Annotated in this window: 17 protein-coding genes; 13 read left to right on the forward strand and 4 right to left on the reverse strand. The window is 63.8% G+C overall.

The features are described 5' to 3' along the window. Positions 1 to 36: 36 nt before the first annotated feature. Both rplK and rplA read left to right on the forward strand, forming a co-directional pair. Positions 37 to 471, forward strand: coding sequence for a 50S ribosomal protein L11 (gene rplK / locus O4220_RS18840; RefSeq protein WP_008713829.1), 435 nt, complete (start codon positions 37 to 39; stop codon positions 469 to 471). Positions 472 to 552: 81 nt separating this feature from the next. Next, positions 553 to 1,272: a 50S ribosomal protein L1 gene (rplA, locus tag O4220_RS18845; RefSeq protein ID WP_027498276.1), complete on the forward strand. Its 720-nt coding sequence runs from the start codon at positions 553 to 555 to the stop codon at positions 1,270 to 1,272. A gap of 72 nt (positions 1,273 to 1,344) precedes the next feature. Here the strand turns inward: rplA and O4220_RS18850 are convergent, their stop codons facing one another. Together O4220_RS18850 and O4220_RS18855 are read right to left on the reverse strand one after the other, a co-directional pair. Then, complete coding sequence (locus tag O4220_RS18850; RefSeq protein WP_269607018.1) at positions 1,345 to 2,256, reverse strand: alpha/beta fold hydrolase; 912 nt, start codon at positions 2,254 to 2,256, stop codon at positions 1,345 to 1,347. Between the two features lie 10 nt (positions 2,257 to 2,266). Continuing rightward, positions 2,267 to 4,213: a CocE/NonD family hydrolase gene (locus tag O4220_RS18855; protein WP_269607019.1), complete on the reverse strand. Its 1,947-nt coding sequence runs from the start codon at positions 4,211 to 4,213 to the stop codon at positions 2,267 to 2,269. Positions 4,214 to 4,450: 237 nt separating this feature from the next. Between O4220_RS18855 and O4220_RS18860 the strand changes: the two genes are divergently transcribed. From O4220_RS18860 to O4220_RS18880, 5 genes are read left to right on the forward strand one after another with little or no spacing between them, the layout of a single operon-like run. Then, positions 4,451 to 5,689, forward strand: a complete 1,239-nt coding sequence (locus O4220_RS18860) for an SDR family oxidoreductase (protein ID WP_269607020.1) — start codon at positions 4,451 to 4,453, stop codon at positions 5,687 to 5,689. Between the two features lies 1 nt (position 5,690). Then, positions 5,691 to 5,888, forward strand: coding sequence for a serine/threonine protein phosphatase (locus O4220_RS18865; RefSeq protein ID WP_269607021.1), 198 nt, complete (start codon positions 5,691 to 5,693; stop codon positions 5,886 to 5,888). After that, complete coding sequence (locus O4220_RS18870) at positions 5,888 to 6,628, forward strand: phosphatidylserine decarboxylase (RefSeq protein ID WP_269607022.1); 741 nt, start codon at positions 5,888 to 5,890, stop codon at positions 6,626 to 6,628. Before O4220_RS18865 ends, O4220_RS18870 begins: the two co-directional genes overlap by 1 nt. Continuing rightward, positions 6,625 to 7,785, forward strand: coding sequence for a hypothetical protein (locus O4220_RS18875; protein ID WP_269607023.1), 1,161 nt, complete (start codon positions 6,625 to 6,627; stop codon positions 7,783 to 7,785). The genes O4220_RS18870 and O4220_RS18875 overlap by 4 nt, the downstream gene beginning before the upstream one ends. Next, positions 7,782 to 10,022, forward strand: coding sequence for an MMPL family transporter (locus O4220_RS18880; protein WP_269607024.1), 2,241 nt, complete (start codon positions 7,782 to 7,784; stop codon positions 10,020 to 10,022). Before O4220_RS18875 ends, O4220_RS18880 begins: the two co-directional genes overlap by 4 nt. On the opposite strand, the gene O4220_RS18885 is transcribed toward O4220_RS18880, so the two are convergent. Next, entirely contained in the window at positions 10,004 to 10,738 is a 735-nt protein-coding gene (locus tag O4220_RS18885; protein ID WP_269607025.1) for a hypothetical protein, read from the reverse strand. The genes O4220_RS18880 and O4220_RS18885 overlap by 19 nt on opposite strands. After that, positions 10,735 to 11,304 carry an RNA polymerase sigma factor gene (locus tag O4220_RS18890; RefSeq protein ID WP_269607026.1) on the reverse strand — a complete coding sequence of 190 codons (570 nt, stop codon included), beginning with the start codon at positions 11,302 to 11,304 and terminating at the stop codon, positions 10,735 to 10,737. The genes O4220_RS18885 and O4220_RS18890 overlap by 4 nt, the downstream gene beginning before the upstream one ends. A 108-nt stretch (positions 11,305 to 11,412) precedes the next feature. On the opposite strand from O4220_RS18890, the gene O4220_RS18895 reads away from it, so the two are divergent. The 6 genes from O4220_RS18895 (at position 11,413) to O4220_RS18920 (ending at position 16,586) form a co-directional block, all read left to right on the forward strand. Further along, positions 11,413 to 12,189 (forward strand): CHRD domain-containing protein, encoded by a 777-nt coding sequence (locus O4220_RS18895; RefSeq protein WP_269607027.1) that lies wholly within the window; start codon positions 11,413 to 11,415, stop codon positions 12,187 to 12,189. Between the two features lie 14 nt (positions 12,190 to 12,203). Beyond that, positions 12,204 to 12,791, forward strand: coding sequence for a class F sortase (locus O4220_RS18900; protein WP_269607028.1), 588 nt, complete (start codon positions 12,204 to 12,206; stop codon positions 12,789 to 12,791). A gap of 339 nt (positions 12,792 to 13,130) precedes the next feature. Next, on the forward strand, positions 13,131 to 13,712 hold the full coding sequence (gene rplJ, locus O4220_RS18905; protein ID WP_032380459.1) for a 50S ribosomal protein L10: 582 nt from the start codon (positions 13,131 to 13,133) through the stop codon (positions 13,710 to 13,712). Positions 13,713 to 13,802: 90 nt separating this feature from the next. Beyond that, positions 13,803 to 14,189, forward strand: a complete 387-nt coding sequence (gene rplL / locus O4220_RS18910) for a 50S ribosomal protein L7/L12 (protein WP_032380460.1) — start codon at positions 13,803 to 13,805, stop codon at positions 14,187 to 14,189. Positions 14,190 to 14,658: 469 nt separating this feature from the next. Beyond that, on the forward strand, positions 14,659 to 15,786 hold the full coding sequence (locus O4220_RS18915) for an ABC transporter ATP-binding protein (protein ID WP_269607029.1): 1,128 nt from the start codon (positions 14,659 to 14,661) through the stop codon (positions 15,784 to 15,786). 5 nt (positions 15,787 to 15,791) lie between these two features. Further along, positions 15,792 to 16,586, forward strand: coding sequence for an MlaE family ABC transporter permease (locus O4220_RS18920; RefSeq protein WP_057475238.1), 795 nt, complete (start codon positions 15,792 to 15,794; stop codon positions 16,584 to 16,586). Positions 16,587 to 16,591: the final 5 nt, after the last annotated feature.

Here is a 16,591-nt window from a genome sequence, read left to right on the forward strand (position 1 = left end):
ACCGCAAGAAACCCGAGCGAATACAAGGAAAAAGAAATGCCCCCGAAGAAGAAGAAGCTGGCCGGGATCATCAAGCTTCAGATCCAGGCCGGTGCCGCCAACCCGGCACCGCCCGTCGGCCCCGCATTGGGCCAGCACGGCGTCAACATCATGGAGTTCTGCAAGGCGTACAACGCCGCGACCGAGTCGCAGCGCGGCAACGTCGTGCCGGTCGAGATCTCGGTCTACGAAGACCGCACGTTCGACTTCAAGCTCAAGACTCCTCCCGCTGCCAAGCTGCTGCTCAAGGCTGCAGGCGTGGCAAAGGGCTCCGGCGAGCCGCACAAGACCAAGGTCGCCAAGGTGACCATGGATCAGGTGCGCGAGATCGCCAAGACCAAGCAGGAAGACCTCAACGCCAACGACATCGATCAGGCCGCGAAGATCATCGCCGGCACTGCTCGCTCGATGGGCATCACCGTCGAAGGCTGATTCTCAGCCCTCAAGCATCACACGTGGGAGAGCCGGCCAGGCTCGTCAACCACACTGAACTCGAACGAAGGACAGCAAGACATGGCAAAGCGCAGCAAGGCCTACCTCGAGCAGGCCGCAAAGATCGACCAGGACAACCTCTACTCGCCTCTCGAAGCCGCAAAGCTGGCCAAGGAGACCGCGTCGAGCAAGTTCGACCCCACCGTCGAGGTTGCAGTGCGACTCGGCGTCGATCCCCGCAAGGCGGATCAGATGGTGCGCGGCACCGTCAACCTTCCCCACGGCACCGGCAAGACCGCTCGGGTTATTGTTTTCGCCGCTGGTGAGAAGGCCGCAGAGGCCGAGGCAGCAGGAGCCGACGTCGTCGGTGCAGAAGATCTGATCGAGCGCATCCAGGGCGGATTCCTGGATTTCGACGCCGCGATCGCCACCCCCGATCAGATGGCCAAGGTCGGCCGCATCGCCCGTGTCCTCGGACCGCGTGGCCTGATGCCGAACCCGAAGACGGGCACGGTCACCAACGACGTGACCAAGGCTGTCAACGACATCAAGGGCGGCAAGATCAACTTCCGCGTCGACAAGCAGGCCAACCTGCACTTCGTGATCGGCAAGGCCTCGTTCGACGAGACCAAGCTGGTGGAGAACTACGGCGCAGCGCTGGACGAGATCCTGCGTGCGAAGCCGTCGTCGGCCAAGGGTCGTTACGTCAAGAAGGTCACCGTTTCGACCACCACCGGACCTGGCGTCCAGGTCGATCCGAACCGTACGCGCAACCTCCTAGAGGACGACGCGAACGCGTAATTCTTTCAGCTCCGAACCAAGGCCGGTCTCCCTGTGGGAGGCCGGCCTTCGTCGTATGGTCGTGCCGAAGATCTAGGCCGCGTTCGCGCGAGCGAAGTTGGCCAGGATGATGCCGCTGATGCGGTCGAGCAACGCGGCGGGTAGGTCGTGTGCCATGCCGTCGATCAGCGTCAGTTCGGCACCGGGGACGGCGCGGGCGATGGCCTTGCCGCAGGACGGTCGGACCAGTCTGTCGGCGGTGCCGTGAATGACGGTGGTCGGTGCGGTGATCTTCTTCGCGTACGGCCGCAAGCTGCCGGTGCCGGTGATCGCAGCCATCTGACGCACGACGCCCGACGGGTTGTAGTTCCGCTCGTACATCACCTGCGCGATTTCCAGTTGCTCCTCGAGTGGAGTGCGGAAGCCGGGAGAGCCGATGGTGGACAGAGTCTTCGCTGAATGCGCGATGATGTCCTCTTTCGTGGCGTCCTTCCCGACGCCACCGAGCAGGGGGAGCAGGGCGCGTGGGTCCGGCGGAGGCAAGAACGGCTCGTTGGTGCTCGAGAAGAGAATGCCCACCGATTCGGTTCGTTCGGGGTAGCTACCGGCGAAGACCTGAGTGATCATCCCGCCCATCGACGCACCGACGACGTGCACGGTATCGATCCCGAGGTGATCGAGTACTCCGACGGCATCTGCGGCCATGTCGACGATCGTGTACGGGACGTCCGAGGACATCCCCAGCTCGTGTCGGATCATTCGAAGGATCTGGGATCCCCGCACCTTCTGGCCGGTCATCTTCGTGGACAGTCCGATGTCGCGGTTGTCGATCCGGATCACTCGGTATCCTGCATCGACGAGGCGGGTACAGAAATCCATGGGCCACAACGTCAATTGCGCGGACAGGCCCATGATCAGCAGGACCGCGGGATCGTCGACCGAACCCATGTCCTCGTACGCGATCTCGACTGAGTTCGCCGGCGCAGTACCTTGTTCGATTCTCATGATGTCGTTCCTACCAGCCCGGCTCGCCGAGTATCGGCACCACCAGGTAGCTCGGACTCTCCGGGTCGATGCTGATGTCCTGTTTGCGCAGCCGCGTACGCAGTAGATCCGGCAGGATCGGAATGAACCGTGGTGTGTCGGTGGCGAATACGTCGACTCGCAGTCGGTGTCCGGCCGCGATGACGGCCTCGGTGGTGAGGATGTCGATGTCGAGAAGTATGGGTTTGCCGATGGGCACAGGGAGTAGTGCCGCTTCGGTGAGTGGGTGGTACGGCCGGGTGTAGTCGCCGTTCGGGGCGAACAGCGAGCGCTCGTCGTCCACGGCCCGGCGCGAGGCGAGAAGTGCGCCGTTGCTGAGCACCGTCGAAGTCCCGTCCTGAGCGACGTCGCAGATCATGATGGCCCACAACGCTTCCCGCGCGTGGCAGACCACGCGTAGATGCAGATTCATCGGACCGGAGAGGACGGCGTCCGACTCGGCCGGACCGGTGGTGAAGGTGACGGCGGCACCTTCGGCGAATCGGTTGTCGTAGGTGAATCCACCACCCAGTACGGCCGTCACGCCGGCGAGCACCTGGGTGGTGTCACGCGAGACGACGGCTCGCAACGAGGGCCGTACCGTCAGGACGTCGCAGGCTGTGGCGGGTTCGGTGGTGAGGCTGCCGTCGGCGACGGCATGGGCTGCGGTACCCGAGGATGCAGCGGACAGGTACAGCCTCCGAGGCTGCGCCTGCGGTGCCGGAAAGCGGCCGTGCGCAGTCCAATTCCCGCCCTGTTGCCGCAGCGTGACGGGGCCGTAGTCCTCTATTCCGTTGTCGACGTCGCGCAACCACTTGTCGAACCAGGCTCGCTCGAGTACGTCGAGGCGCGGTGGAAATCCTGGCTCGCCGAACCCGATGCCGGGGTTGCCGTGGTAGCCGTCGCCGACGAGCAACTGCTTCGATCCACGTTCGAGTGGGAGCCGGTTGTAGATGTCTGGAGCGGATCCGCCGAAGATGTCGTGCCAGCAGCCGTACAGGAAGGTCGGTACCGCGATGTCCTCGATGACGGCGTCGATGGTGTCGTAGTAGTCGTCGTCGTAGATCCGCGGATCACGGCCGGTGACAAAACCTTTTGCCAGATCGAACAGATTGGTGGCGGGGGATCGAGCGCGATCGCGGAGCCAGGTGAACGTATCGACTCCGCCGATGGCCGGTGCCCATTTCAACCCGTTGACGGCGGCGAGCCACAGCGGGATGAACGCCGAGGTGGCCCCTCCGGTGGCAAAAATTTCTCGCACGATGTCCACCGATCCCTCGACCGCGAAGATCGCGTCGAGCCCGGCGGGTTGCTTGGCCGCGGCCTGCAGTGCGTTGATCGCGGAGTACGAGATCCCGGCCATCCCCACCCTGCCGTTGCACCAGTACTGGCGTCGGGCCCAGTCGATCACCTCGAGCGAGTCGAGCTGTTCCCTGGTCCCCAGCACGTCCCAGGTGCCCGAGGAACTACCGGTGCCGCGGACGTCGACGATCATCTGGACGTACCCGCTGCGTACGAGATGACGATTGACCGACAGTAGGTCCGCCGCCCCGCCCGCGACCACCCGAGTGATTTCGGTGATGCCGTCGAATGTCGTTCCGGTGAGGTCGAATGCGGACGAGAAGGATCTGATCGTCCGGCCGAGAACAGGCGTCTCGAGGATCGTGTCGATTCCCTTGATCAGCAGTTTGTTGTAGGGCGTGAGGTTCAGGACGGTGGGAAACGTCCCCTCGACGGCCTGACCCGCTGCGTCCGCTGGGCGGATGACGTACGCACGCAGCGCCGTCCCGTCGCTCATCGGGATACGAACGTTCGCCGAGATGGAGACCTTCGGAAAGCGCGGTTGCTCGCGCACTATTTCCGCCCACGCCGCTGCTGCCTCGCCGCCGCTGGGATCGCGTACGGGTTGCAGGAGGGGGTGGGGCACCACGGCAGTCATGAAAGTCGATTAGACCCTCGAACGACCCCATTTGTCCTGAGGAACACCGATCGGTCGTCATCAGCTCCAACAAAACGAGCGTCGTCCTGTGTTTTGTTGGGAACCCTCTCAACAAAAGTTGAGTGGCGCTATGGGGGCTACCAGACTTTTCCGGTCAGCGAGTCTCGAGCCCGCGGGATTGCTACGTTCTGGCGGTCCGAAGTGACATGGGACACCGATCGTTGCAGGGGAGCACGAATGCACGTAGAAGCACTGTTCGGAGATGGTTCGTTGCGTCCGGTCTGGCCGCACGCGGATGCACTGATCACCAATGAATGCCCGGGGCTTCGCTTCGGCGGCAAGTACGCGGACGTCGTTGCCCTGAGCAACGGCGATCCCACTGCGCTGCGGCCCCACATCGACGAGGAAACCCGCCGCCGGGTAGCGGCGATGGCACCCCCGGTGACCGAGACCGCGCTGGTGTTCGGTGCCAACGGTTTTCTCGGTGCCCACCTGATCGGTCGACTGACGCGTGATGCGGCGGTGGAGATCGTGTACGCAATGGTGCGCCCCACCGAGGAGGAGTCTGCTCTCGAGCGTCTTCAGCGGACGTTCGACCAGTACGAGATCGCGGTGGATACCGACAAGATTCGCATTGTCGAAGGCACCCCGACGGCATTCCGTTTCGGTCTCGACAAGTCCGTCTACTTCGATCTGGCAGCGGGAGTGGGACAGATCTTCAATTGCGCCAGCTCGACCGACTACACCGAGAGTTATGCCGATCTGCGCGACGACTGGTTCGTCAGCGTGCTGCGCATCCTCGAATTCAGCATCACCTCCACCCGCAAACACCTGACCTACGTGGGCAGCATCGGCGCTCACCTCTATCAGAAGCCCGAGGATTTCCGCCGCCCGGATTCGTGGTGGTACTCCGGCTACGCGCAGATGAAGTGGGTCAACGCAACGCTTCTCGGATGGCTCTCGATGTCGGACACCTACTCCGTCACCCTGTGCGAGGCTCCCTACATTCTCGGTAGTACCGAACTCGGCCGTGATCCCGGACGGGTGTACAGCTTCTGGCGCATCATCGAACTGGCCATCGCCGCCGGTGCCATCTGGGACGGCCCGGGAATGAACTACGTTCCGGTGGACGTGATGTGCGACGTCATGGCCGGCAATGCGCTCCGCAGTCATCCTCTGACGCGGCTGCTGCCGAGCAACCCCACCGGCTACGGGCACGACCTCTACGCCGAGCTACTCGGACTCGACCTGGTGAGCTGGGACGAATTCAAAGAGCGCGTCAGTTCTCGTATTTCGCCTCGGTTCGCCGAGACGATGCTGGCCGACAACATCGATCAGCTGATGCGCCTGGTACACAAGCCAGAGGCCATTCTGCCTGTCGACTACGACATCTCGTGGTGCGATCACCGCCGACTCTTCGAGCTCTACTTCGAGAAGGCACAGCTCAAGGCGCTCACGCCCGCCGTCGCTCACTGACGTGGCGGACGGATTCGAGCCGACGTCGGTACGTCTGCGAGACGTACCGATACGCCGCGAGGTGACCAATGGCGTTCTCTCGCTCGGCTTCTACCTCGTCTGCGGACTCATCGGACTCCTGCCCGGCGCAGCGAGAACGAGGGCGGCCGACGCGTTCGTCGGCTGGTCGGAGAGCATCGACGAACAGCGGCACAACTGATGTCGGTCACTCGATGGGGTGTCGGTATCGCTACGACGACGGCTCTTCCGTTCGCGGTGTTCGTCTACTGGCGTACCCGGTTCTTCTTCCGTGATCCGCATCGCGTACCGCCCGCCGATCCGCGGGCGGTACTGGCTCCTGCGGACGGCTTCGTCACGTACGTCAAACGGGTGGAGGCAGGCAGCACCGCGTTCGCCGTCAAGAAGGGACGAACCATTGCCCTCGACGAGATCGCCGGCGTCGCCGCAGCCGACAGTGGGTACCTCATCGGCATCTACATGTCCGAATACTCGGTGCACCGCAATCGAATTCCCATCTCGGGCACCGTCGGGATGCGCCGACACCGGTCTGCGGCACCGTTCAACAAGTCGATGGCCCGGGTCGGGGCCAATCTGTTGACGCGGCGAACCCCGTACGACGAGGGCTGCGACTACCTGCTCACCAACGAACGGCTCACGGTGTCGATCGAGCATGCATCCGGAGCTGTGGTGACGGTGACGCAGATAGCCGATCTGTGGGTCAACCGCATCGTCGCGCACGTCGCGGTGGGAGACACCGTCGAGCGCGGAGAGCAGTACGGGATGATCCGGTTCGGGTCTCAATGCGACGTGTTCGTCCCCGACGCACTGGTCGAGAGCATCTCCGTGCGGCCGGGGCGGTACGTGTTCGCGGGGGAGACCGTCGTCGCCCAGTCGCCGATATCAGTGTCCGACACACCATCTCGTGAGAGGGAACGATGATCACCGTCGAACAAGTCGCGTCCCGAAAAGGCTGGAAGGAATTCGAGGCCGTCACCGATCTGGTGTACCGGGGCGATCCGCACCGACTGCCGGACGAGCCGATGGATCTCGAGCGCATCCTGATCTCGCCGCCCGCAGCCATTGCGGCGACTCGGGATACGTGTGCGTTCGTCGCCCGTGAGAACGGCGTCGCCGTGGGGCGGATCGTGGCCATCCACGACACCGGTTTCACCGACTACACCGGTGAGTCGATCGGATTCTTCGGGTTCTACGAGGCGATCGACGACCACGAGATCGCAACCTGCCTGCTCGATGCCGCAGCAGCATGGTTGTCGGCGCGCGGGCTGGCGACCATGTCCGGGCCGTTCGGGCCGTCGATGTTCTACAGCGCGGGCATCGTCGTCGACGAAGTACCCGCACTGCCACTGGTGGGCATGCCGCACAACCCGCTGTACTACGCCGCCCACTTCGAGAAGTGGGGCCTGGTGGGCATCAAGGACTTCTACAGCTACTTGTTCGACGATCCGTGCGTCATCTACAACCGTCCCGAATACGCCCGGCACATGCAGATTTTCGAGAAGATCAAAGCGCGGTCCGAGGTGACGTTCCGGTCGATGAAGTATCGGACGGTACGCCGCGACGCGCGCATCGTGCAGGACCTGTACAACAAGACGTTCGTGAACTTCTGGGGGTACTCGCCGCTCTCGTTCGTCGAACTGTTCGAGCTGTTGAAGATGATGTTGCCAGTCCTCGATCGCCGCCTCACCCTCTTGGCGGAGTTGAACGGCAAGCCCGTGGGATTCCTGATGGGAATTCCGGACGTGAATCAGGCCGCGGCCAAGGCGGCGCACCTGAAGTCCAGGTGGCTGCGAGACCTGGTGACGCTGTGGCACGTCAAACGGCCCGGTCGCACCGACGTGATCGACGGGGTCCGCGTCGACATGTTGTTCGTCGATCCCGATTGCCCCGACCGAGCCGTGTCGTCGCTGCTCATCATGGAGATGTCGGTGCGGATGCGGGATCTCGGATTCACCAGAGTCGAGGCTGCGCCGGTTCTCGACGACAGTCCCTGGATGAAAGGTTCGGTGCTCACTCGGATGGAGCAATCACCGCACCGCACCTACCGAATCTTCAGCCGCGAGCTCCCGCAGACATGACCGGGGCTGCAGTGCTGGAATCCCACCGACACCGGCGCAGCATAGGCGACCGTTGGGGCCGCACGGTCGCGCGTCATCGGTGGGCGGTGCTGGCCGTGTGGCTGCTGCTGGCAGTGGGGTCTGCAATCCTGTACCCCGCGTTGCAGAACTCGTTGGTGGGAGCCAACTTCTCCGTTCCAGGAACCGAATCCAGCCGCGCCGACCAACTCGTCGAGCAGCACTTCGCGTCCTTCGGGTCCGAACAGCTCGTCGTCACGTTCACCTCGGACTCGGTCGACAGCCGGAACCCGGCCTTTCGTGAACGGGTGGGGGAGGTCGTCTCGTCACTGCGGCAGTCACCGGACGTACTGCGTGTCGTCGATCCCTACGAGAGCGCCGGATTCGTCCCGACGATCTCCGCGGACGGGACGTCGGCGCTGGCGTTCGTCGGCGTCGGCGGCGATCCACGTGATCGCATCGCCGTGGCCGAACGGATACAGGAGCTGATCGGCGGTTCATCCCGCGACGGCATCGAAGTGGCGGTCACCGGCTACTCCCCGATGACGGTGGACCTGACGAAGGTCGAATCCGACGACGCCGTGCGCGCCGAGAGCATCGGACTACCCATCGCGTTCGTGTTGCTGATCCTGGCCCTGGGTTCTGTGGTCGCCGGCATCGTTCCGCTTGTCACCACCGGAATCGGAGTGCTGGCCGCGTTCGGCGTCTTCGCACTCCTGTCCAACGTCATGACCTTCGACGTGCTTGTCACGACGGTGGCGTCGATGTTCGGGCTCGGCCTCGGGATCGACTACGCGCTGTTCATCGTCAGCCGATTCCGCGAGGAGATGGACCGAGCAGTTCCGGGCGAGCCCGAGGGCCGTGCCCGCACGGACGGGGCAGTCGGTGCCGCGATGGGGACGGCCGGGCACACGATCGTCATCTCCGGCTTGGTGGTACTCATCGCTCTCGGTGCGTTGGCCATCGTCGATGTCCCTGCGGTGCAGAGCATTTCGCTCGTCGTTGCTCTGACGGTGGCGTGTGTTGTCATCGTGGCGTGGACCCTGCTACCCGCCATCCTCGCCGTTCTGGGTTCGAGAATCTCCGGATTGTCGCTCCCGCAACGCTTTCAGCCACCGTCGGTCGGCGAACACGCTGCAGCCGTCCCTACGTGGTGGTCGCGGTGGGCTCGGCACGTCATCGAACGGCCCTGGCGCTACACCGCCGTCACCGCGGCAGTCCTGTTCGCCTGCCTCGCACCGATCGGTTCCATTCAGTACGGCGTCGATCTCGGAGCCGACGCGCTGAGCGCCGAACCCAGTGGCAAAGCCAACGCCGTACTGACCGACAAGTTCGCTCCCGGCACCATCTCGCCCATCACCATCGTGTTCACCGGCGAGGACGACAGCCCACTCGATCCGGTCCAGACGGCAACGGTAGCGTCGTTCGCCGACGACGTTCGCTCCGATGGTCGCGTCGAATACGCACTCGCCCAGCAGGACGGTGGTCGGACGCTGCTGATCGTGGTTCCGTCGGTGCCGATCGATTCGACCGACGCTTCCGACCTGGTCACGTCGATCAGATCGCAGGCGCTGCTGGCGGCGGAACGTGACGGGACGAACGTGTCCGTCGGTGGGACCACCGCTCTGGTGGTCGACGCCTCTGCGGAGATATCGAGCAAATTTCTCTGGGTCGTCGCCGCAGTCCTGGCCTTCTCTCTGGTGTATCTGGGCATCGTCTTCCGAAGTGTGGTGATTCCGGTGAAGGCGGTGGCCATGAACGTCCTGGTGACCGGCGCCGCGTTGGGGGCCACCGTTGCGGTGTTCCAGTGGGGGTGGGGTTCGGCGCTCCTCCGATTCGAGAGCCCGGGCTACATTCAGGTGTACCTGCCGGTCACCGTCTTTGCAGTGGTCTTCGGGCTGTCGATGGACTACGAGGTGTTCCTCATCGGCCGCATGCGAGAAGTGTTCGTGCGCAACGACAGAACCGACACCGACAGGGCCAACGACAGTGCGATCGTCGACGGGCTGGAACACACTGCCAGGCCGATCACCGCGGCAGCAGCGATCATGATCGCGGTGTTCGCGAGCTTCCTCACCGCCGACGTGCTCGAGTTGCAACAGTTCGGGTTCGCGCTTGCGGTTGCTGTGCTGTTCGATGCCGTGTTGGTTCGGATGATGATGGTGCCCGCGATGATGAAGCTGTTCGGCGCTCGAAACTGGTGGCCCGGTTCGCGGGGTCGTCAGGTGGTCGGCAACTGAGCCGACGCCAGCACGGAGCCGTCGGAACTGCGGATCTCGATCTCGGTGACGTCGCCGCGAAGAACGGCTGCGTTCATGCGGCACTCGATGGTGACGTCGCTGCCGAGAAACGTGCCGGACGGAAGTTCGGTGCCCGACCGATCGACGAGAACGACCTCGTACGGGCCCCGATCGGATACGCCGTCCATGTCGAGGAAGGTCTCGGTGCCCCACGTATGGGCGACGAGGCCGCCCTCGATGTCCACGTTCGGCACCCTCGTGGTGAAGGCGACCTGCTCGTAGGCACCGAGGGTCCCCGGTGGGCCGGTGATCGCGACAGAGGGCTCCTCGGATTTCGATCGAAAGGCGTCGACGCCGAGTACGACGCCACTGCCGACCACCAGTCCCACTATCGCGGCCGCAGCCACCAGACCGGCAGACCTGCGCCGCCCACCGAACCGCGGCGCGTGCTCTTCACGAGGTGACCGCCACACCGAGTCGCCCGTCGCACCCAGTACTCGCTCGCGCTGGTCGGGCGACGTCGAGGATTCGAGCCACGGTGCGGTCGGACCGCGAGAACCGAGAGTCTCGGTCAGCGCGCGTAGTTCGGCAATGTCGGTGTCGACGGTGGGATCCGACGCCGCGAGTTCGCGTAGTTCTGCGGTCTCGCTGTCGTCGAGATCGTCGGCGACGGCCGCGGCGATCAGTTCGGCTCGGCGATCGTCTCGGGCGTTCATGCTTCCTCCTGTCCGTCGAGATGGTCTCGGAGCGCCCTCAATGCGTAGAAGGCGCGGGTGCGCAGTGTTCGTACGGCCACTCCCGTCGACTCGGAGAGTTCCGCGTAGGTCGTTCCGGCCAGGTGCACGGCCACGACGACCTGTCGGTGATCGGGAGAGAGCAGCGCCAGCGCAGCGATGATGCGCAGCCGCTCGTCGACGTCGGGGCTGGTGTCCCGTGAGATCGCGACCGATTGCCGGTCGGTGTCCTCGATCCGTTCCGACGCCGACATGGGCATTCTGTTCAGCGACCGTTGCACGTCGACGATGACGTTGCGTTCGATGGCGAACAACCATGTGCGCAACGATCCTCGTCCGGGCTCGAAGCGGGATCGTGCTCGCCACGCGCGAAGGAACGTCTCCTGGACGCAATCCTCGGCGAGTGTTCGGTCGCGAAGTGCATTGACGGCGAAACCGAGCATGGCCGACGCGTGCTCGTCGTACGCGGCAGCGACGTCGAAGTCCAGTTCGATCACGCTCCCGATGCTCATGACAGTGACTACGTCGTCGGACGCCCGGGCGTTCATATCCGGGACTGGAATATTTCTTTACCTAGCTTTGAACATCGTGGCATCAACGGTCGTACACCCTCACACGGGCTCGCCTGCCCGATACTCCCACGGAAGGCACACGAGATGACCAGACGCTCGATCACCCGCCCGGCAATGTCCGTCCGAGGCACCGCCACAGCAGTAGTCGGTGGCACGGCCGCCGCTCTGATGCTGTTCACCGCCGCCCCGGCCGGGGCCGATACCCCTGTTGCCGAACCGGATTCGTTCACCAGTGCCTTCACTGCAATGGCCACCCCCGATCAGGTGCTCAACGGTGAAGGCGTGGCCACTCCAGGTCAGCCGGGCGCAACGGGAACCTTCACGCTGCGTATCAATTCCGACCTCGACATCGTGTGTTACGACATCGCGCTCGAAGGCGTCACCGGCGACTACATGAGCCCGGCCAAGACCGCCACACACATTCACCAGGCTGCGGCGGGTGCCGCAGGGCCGCCGCGGTTGGCGTTCCCGAACCCGACTCCGATCGGTGACGGCCCACGTACCAGTAGTGGCTGCATGCAGGGGCCGTTCACCACCGGCCTGACGCCGGCCGGTGCCGACGCAGACAGTGGTACCGGATTCACTCTGGACCAGATCGAAGCCAACCCGGCGGGATTCGCGGCCGACACCCACACCGTCGACTTCTCGGCCGGAGCGGTGCGAGGACAACTGACGCAGATTCCGGTCGGATCGGTAGCAACCGGAGGTGGCGGCGCAGCGCTCGCCGCGGCATCCGATTCGGCGTCCGGTTCCGCAGTGCCCGTTGTCGGCGCGGTAGCCCTCGGCGCAGTAGTCCTGGGTGCAACGGCGATCGCGGGAGTGACGTTGGTTGCTCGCCGCAACGGAACGGCACGCAGCTGAGATATCGACTTCTGATGGCGCTGACGGCAGTGGTGGCGACGGCAGTGGTGGCGACGGGCTGTACCGCCGCGTCGCCACCGCTCGCCGAAGTGCCGGCCGTGGCCGCGGCACCGAGTTGGAGCACCGCACCGGAACCCGACCCGACGTCGGACGACGTGGGGCAGGCACCGACGCGGCTCAGCGCCCCGACCATCGACCTCGACGAGCCCCTGATCGGCCTCGGTCTCACCGAAGACGGCCAGATGCAGGTGCCGAGCGACTACGACGACGTCGGATGGTTCACCGGCGGCGGTCGACCCGGCGCGATCGGTAGTCCGACAGTGCTTGCCGGTCACGTCGATTCCACGACCGGTCCCGCGGTGTTCGATCGGTTGTCCGAGCTGCGACCGGGAGATGTCGTCACGGTGGCGGACGCGACGGGTGGCCGAGCCGACTACCGTATCGATCGGATCGGCGACTACGGCAAAGCGGAGTTCCCGACGGCGGTGGTCTTCGGAGCGGTGCCTGCCGACGAGATCCGGCTGATCACGTGCTCGGGTGATTTCGATGCAGCCGTGGGCAGTTACGAGCGCAACCTGGTTCTGTACGGGGTGCGCATATGACAGTGCGAACGCCGAACGTTTTGGAGTTGACACCGAACGTGTTGTAACCTGGTCGACGGTTCGGATCACGAGTGCTCGCACTCCAATCCAGATCGCCCAATCAAGTTCTACCCAAGACCGTTGGTCACCGCCTTCTCGAAGGATTCGCTTCCGGGAGTTGCGCGGTTGAAGGTCCGAGATCACTTCGGACGGCCCACGCAGGAGAACGAGGTAGGGAACCTGTATGCAGCCCTTGCGGCTGCCCGCTCGTTCACGCCCCGTGTGCTTCTTGCGCCGGGGCGTTCGTCGTTTCCCGGCCCTCTCGCGATCGACACAACTTCCCACGAGAGGAGGCGAAGTATGGCAAAGCCCGAAAAGGTCTCAGCAGTATCGGAGATCACCGAACAGTTCAAGGGTTCGACGGCTGCCGTCGTCACGGAATACCGTGGCCTGTCGGTGTCCGGTCTGACTCAGCTCCGGCGTGCGCTCGGCGAAGGTGCCACGTACTCCGTCGCCAAGAACACCCTGGTCAAGCGCGCAGCTGCCGAAGCCGGTATCACCGGCCTCGACGATTTGTTCGTCGGACCGACCGCCATTGCATTCATCAAGGGCGAGCCGGTCGACGCTGCGAAGGCCATCAAGGCCTTCGCGAAGGACAACAAGGCCTTGATCGTCAAGGGCGGCTACATGGACGGCGCAACGCTGTCCGTGGACGAGATCAACAAGATCGCAGACCTCGAGTCGCGCGAAATCCTGTTGGCCAAGCTCGCCGGCGCCATGAAGGGCAACTTGTCGAAGGCTGCAGGCCTGTTCAACGCTCCCGCATCGCAGTTCGCGCGTCTGGCGTTCGCGTTGCAGGAGAAGAAGGCTGCCGGCGCACCCGCCGCGGCCGAGGCACCTGCAGAAGCAGAAGCACCGGCGGAAGCTCCCGCCGAAAGCTGATCCGCTGGTATTGGCGAACAGCTCAGCTCCACACCACCAACACCAAGTCGCGGATCAGCGACCAGGTACTTACAGGAAGGACCCGCCACCATGGCGAAGCTCAGCACCGAAGAATTGCTCGACCAGTTCAAGGAGCTCACCCTCCTCGAGCTCAGCGAGTTCGTGAAGGCATTCGAGGAGACCTTCGAGGTCACCGCAGCTGCCCCCGTCGCCGTTGCTGCTGCAGGCGCAGCCGGTGCTCCGGCTGAGGCTGCCGAAGAGCAGGACGAGTTCGACGTCGTTCTCGAGTCGGCCGGCGACAAGAAGATCCAGGTCATCAAGGTCGTCCGTGAGGTCGTTTCCGGCCTGGGCCTGAAGGAAGCCAAGGACCTCGTCGAGAGCGCTCCGAAGGCAATCCTGGAGAAGGTCGCCAAGGACGCAGCCGAGGCTGCCAAGGAGAAGCTGGAAGCTGCCGGCGCAAAGATCTCCGTCAAGTAAGACCGCTTCGTTGCAGTCGTACTTCGTGCTCTGAACGTACGAGCGCAGACAGGGGCCGTCCTCACCTCGGTGAGGACGGCCCCTTTTCTGTGTTTCGGGCCCTGTCCTTCCCTGTGCTTCAGGCGCTATACAGGGCGCGTCGTTGTGATCGATCACTGACTCTGCCGGATCACGTGACACCCGGATTCAGCCCCTGTTTACTCGACCTCGCCGAAGTCTGAAGCACGTCGAAGGGTTTCGGTTGGGTTCACTTGTGGTGTGTCACAGCATTTCGCGACTGGTACTTGTCACAGTTCTGGCGAGTCGCCGACCGTGTCGCGTGAGATGAGCCACACTGATGCAAGCTCTACAGCCTGACTCGGGGAAGTTCTTACTGGGCGGTAAGCTCCTGTGTCGGTGCGGACACCTGCATGGGATACAGTGACGCAACCCACATCCGGGTCGATGTGTACGAATTGTGGAGGTCAGCGTGGGAGTCGAGGTTTCGGTCGAAGGATTGACCAAGTCTTTCGGTGTACAGAAGATTTGGCAGGACGTCACGTTGACCCTGCCGAAGGGTGAAGTCAGTGCGCTCCTCGGTCCTTCCGGTACCGGCAAGTCGGTCTTCCTGAAGTCCTTGATCGGCCTACTGCGTCCCGAACAGGGCAAGATCTTCATCGACGGAACCGACATCCTGCAGTGCTCTTCCCGTGAGCTCTACGAGATCAGGAAGCTGTTCGGGGTGCTGTTCCAGGACGGCGCGCTGTTCGGCTCGATGAACCTCTACGACAACGTCGCGTTCCCGCTTCGCGAGCACACCAAGAAGTCCGAGTCCGACATCCGCAAGATCGTCATGGAGAAGCTCGAACTGACGGGTCTGCTCGGTGCCGAAGACAAACTGCCCGGCGAGATCTCCGGCGGTATGCGCAAGCGCGCCGGCCTCGCCCGCGCCCTGGTTCTCGACCCCGAGATCATCCTCGTCGACGAGCCGGACTCCGGCCTCGATCCCGTTCGTACGACGTACATTTCGCAGACTCTGATCGACATCAACGCCAACATCGATGCCACGATCCTGATCGTCTCGCACAACATCAATCTCGCTCGTACGGTGCCGGACAACATCGGCATGCTCTTCCGTCGTCAGCTGGTCATGTTCGGCCCGCGCGAGGTGCTCCTCACCAGTGACGAGCCGGTGGTCAAGCAGTTCCTCAACGGCACGATGATCGGTCCGATCGGCATGTCGGAGGAGAAGGACGAGGCGCAGATGGCGCACGAGCAGGCCCTCGTCGACGCCGGGCACCACGCCGGTGGCGTCGACGACGTGGAAGGCATCGTGCCGCAGATGAAGGCAACCCCCGGTACCCCGGTGCGGCAGGCAGTCGGACGCAGGCAGGAGCGGGTCCGCCAGATCATGCACACGCTGCCGCACAACGCGCAGGTCGCCATCCAGGAGAGCCTCGACACCACCGACCCCGGTCAGCAGTACCCCGCATACGCCGGCCAGCAGGGTTACGACCAGCAGGGTTACGACCAGCAGGGTTACGGCCAGCAGGGTTACGGCGGGCAAGGTCATGATCAACAGGGCTACCAAGCTCCTACGCAAGGTCGGGGTCAATAGCAGACATGGGGGGATCGAAGAAGTCCGCGTTCGCTCCGGCGAACGCCGCTCTGACACAAGCCGGCAATATCGTCGAACTTCTGGTCGAGGTCGTTCGGAACACCTTTCGTAGGCCGTTCCAGTTCCGCGAGTTCATCGAGCAGGCCTGGTTCATCGCCAGCGTGACGATTTTGCCGACTGCTCTCGTCGCCATTCCTTTCGGCGCGGTGGTCTCGCTGCAGACCGGATCGCTCATCAAGCAGCTCGGTGCCGAATCGTTCACCGGTGCAGCCAGCGTGCTCGCGGTCATCCAGCAGGGTTCACCCCTGGTCACGGCCCTCCTCGTTGCCGGTGCCGCGGGCTCGGCCGTCACCGCCGACCTGGGCTCACGAACAATTCGCGAGGAGATCGACGCGATGCGTGTTCTGGGGATCGACCCGGTGCACCGCTTGATCGTTCCGCGTGTGCTGGCCATGATCCTCATCGCTCTGTTGCTCAACGGCCTGGTTTCGGTCGTCGGCATCGCGGGTGGCTACTTCTTCAACGTGATCCTGCAGGGCGGTACCCCCGGTGCGTACCTGGCATCGTTCTCGGCGCTGGCACAGCTTCCGGATCTCTATGTGGCAGAAGCGAAAGCGGCGATCTTCGGTCTCATTGCGGGCATCATCGCCTCGTACAAGGGTCTCAACCCCAATCCCGGACCCAAGGGCGTCGGTGAGGCAGTGAATCAGACCGTGGTCATCACGTTCCTGCTGCTCTTCTTCGCCAACCTCATTCTGACCCTGGTGTACCTCCAGGTCGTTCCAGCGAAGGGAGCGTAACCGCG

The sequence above is a fragment of the Rhodococcus ruber genome, assembly GCF_027270735.1.
GTDB lineage: Bacteria > Actinomycetota > Actinomycetes > Mycobacteriales > Mycobacteriaceae > Rhodococcoides > Rhodococcoides rubrum_A.

Coding starts and splice junctions, on each gene's coding strand:
- rplK (WP_008713829.1), top strand. CDS start 37: ATGCCCCCGAAGAAGAAGAAGCTGGCCGGGATCATCAAGCTTCAGATC.
- rplA (WP_027498276.1), top strand. CDS start 553: ATGGCAAAGCGCAGCAAGGCCTACCTCGAGCAGGCCGCAAAGATCGAC.
- O4220_RS18850 (WP_269607018.1), bottom strand. CDS start 2,256: ATGAGAATCGAACAAGGTACTGCGCCGGCGAACTCAGTCGAGATCGCG.
- O4220_RS18855 (WP_269607019.1), bottom strand. CDS start 4,213: ATGACTGCCGTGGTGCCCCACCCCCTCCTGCAACCCGTACGCGATCCC.
- O4220_RS18860 (WP_269607020.1), top strand. CDS start 4,451: ATGCACGTAGAAGCACTGTTCGGAGATGGTTCGTTGCGTCCGGTCTGG.
- O4220_RS18870 (WP_269607022.1), top strand. CDS start 5,888: ATGTCGGTCACTCGATGGGGTGTCGGTATCGCTACGACGACGGCTCTT.
- O4220_RS18875 (WP_269607023.1), top strand. CDS start 6,625: ATGATCACCGTCGAACAAGTCGCGTCCCGAAAAGGCTGGAAGGAATTC.
- O4220_RS18880 (WP_269607024.1), top strand. CDS start 7,782: ATGACCGGGGCTGCAGTGCTGGAATCCCACCGACACCGGCGCAGCATA.
- O4220_RS18885 (WP_269607025.1), bottom strand. CDS start 10,738: ATGAACGCCCGAGACGATCGCCGAGCCGAACTGATCGCCGCGGCCGTC.
- O4220_RS18890 (WP_269607026.1), bottom strand. CDS start 11,304: ATGAACGCCCGGGCGTCCGACGACGTAGTCACTGTCATGAGCATCGGG.
- O4220_RS18895 (WP_269607027.1), top strand. CDS start 11,413: ATGACCAGACGCTCGATCACCCGCCCGGCAATGTCCGTCCGAGGCACC.
- O4220_RS18900 (WP_269607028.1), top strand. CDS start 12,204: ATGGCGCTGACGGCAGTGGTGGCGACGGCAGTGGTGGCGACGGGCTGT.
- rplJ (WP_032380459.1), top strand. CDS start 13,131: ATGGCAAAGCCCGAAAAGGTCTCAGCAGTATCGGAGATCACCGAACAG.
- rplL (WP_032380460.1), top strand. CDS start 13,803: ATGGCGAAGCTCAGCACCGAAGAATTGCTCGACCAGTTCAAGGAGCTC.
- O4220_RS18920 (WP_057475238.1), top strand. CDS start 15,792: ATGGGGGGATCGAAGAAGTCCGCGTTCGCTCCGGCGAACGCCGCTCTG.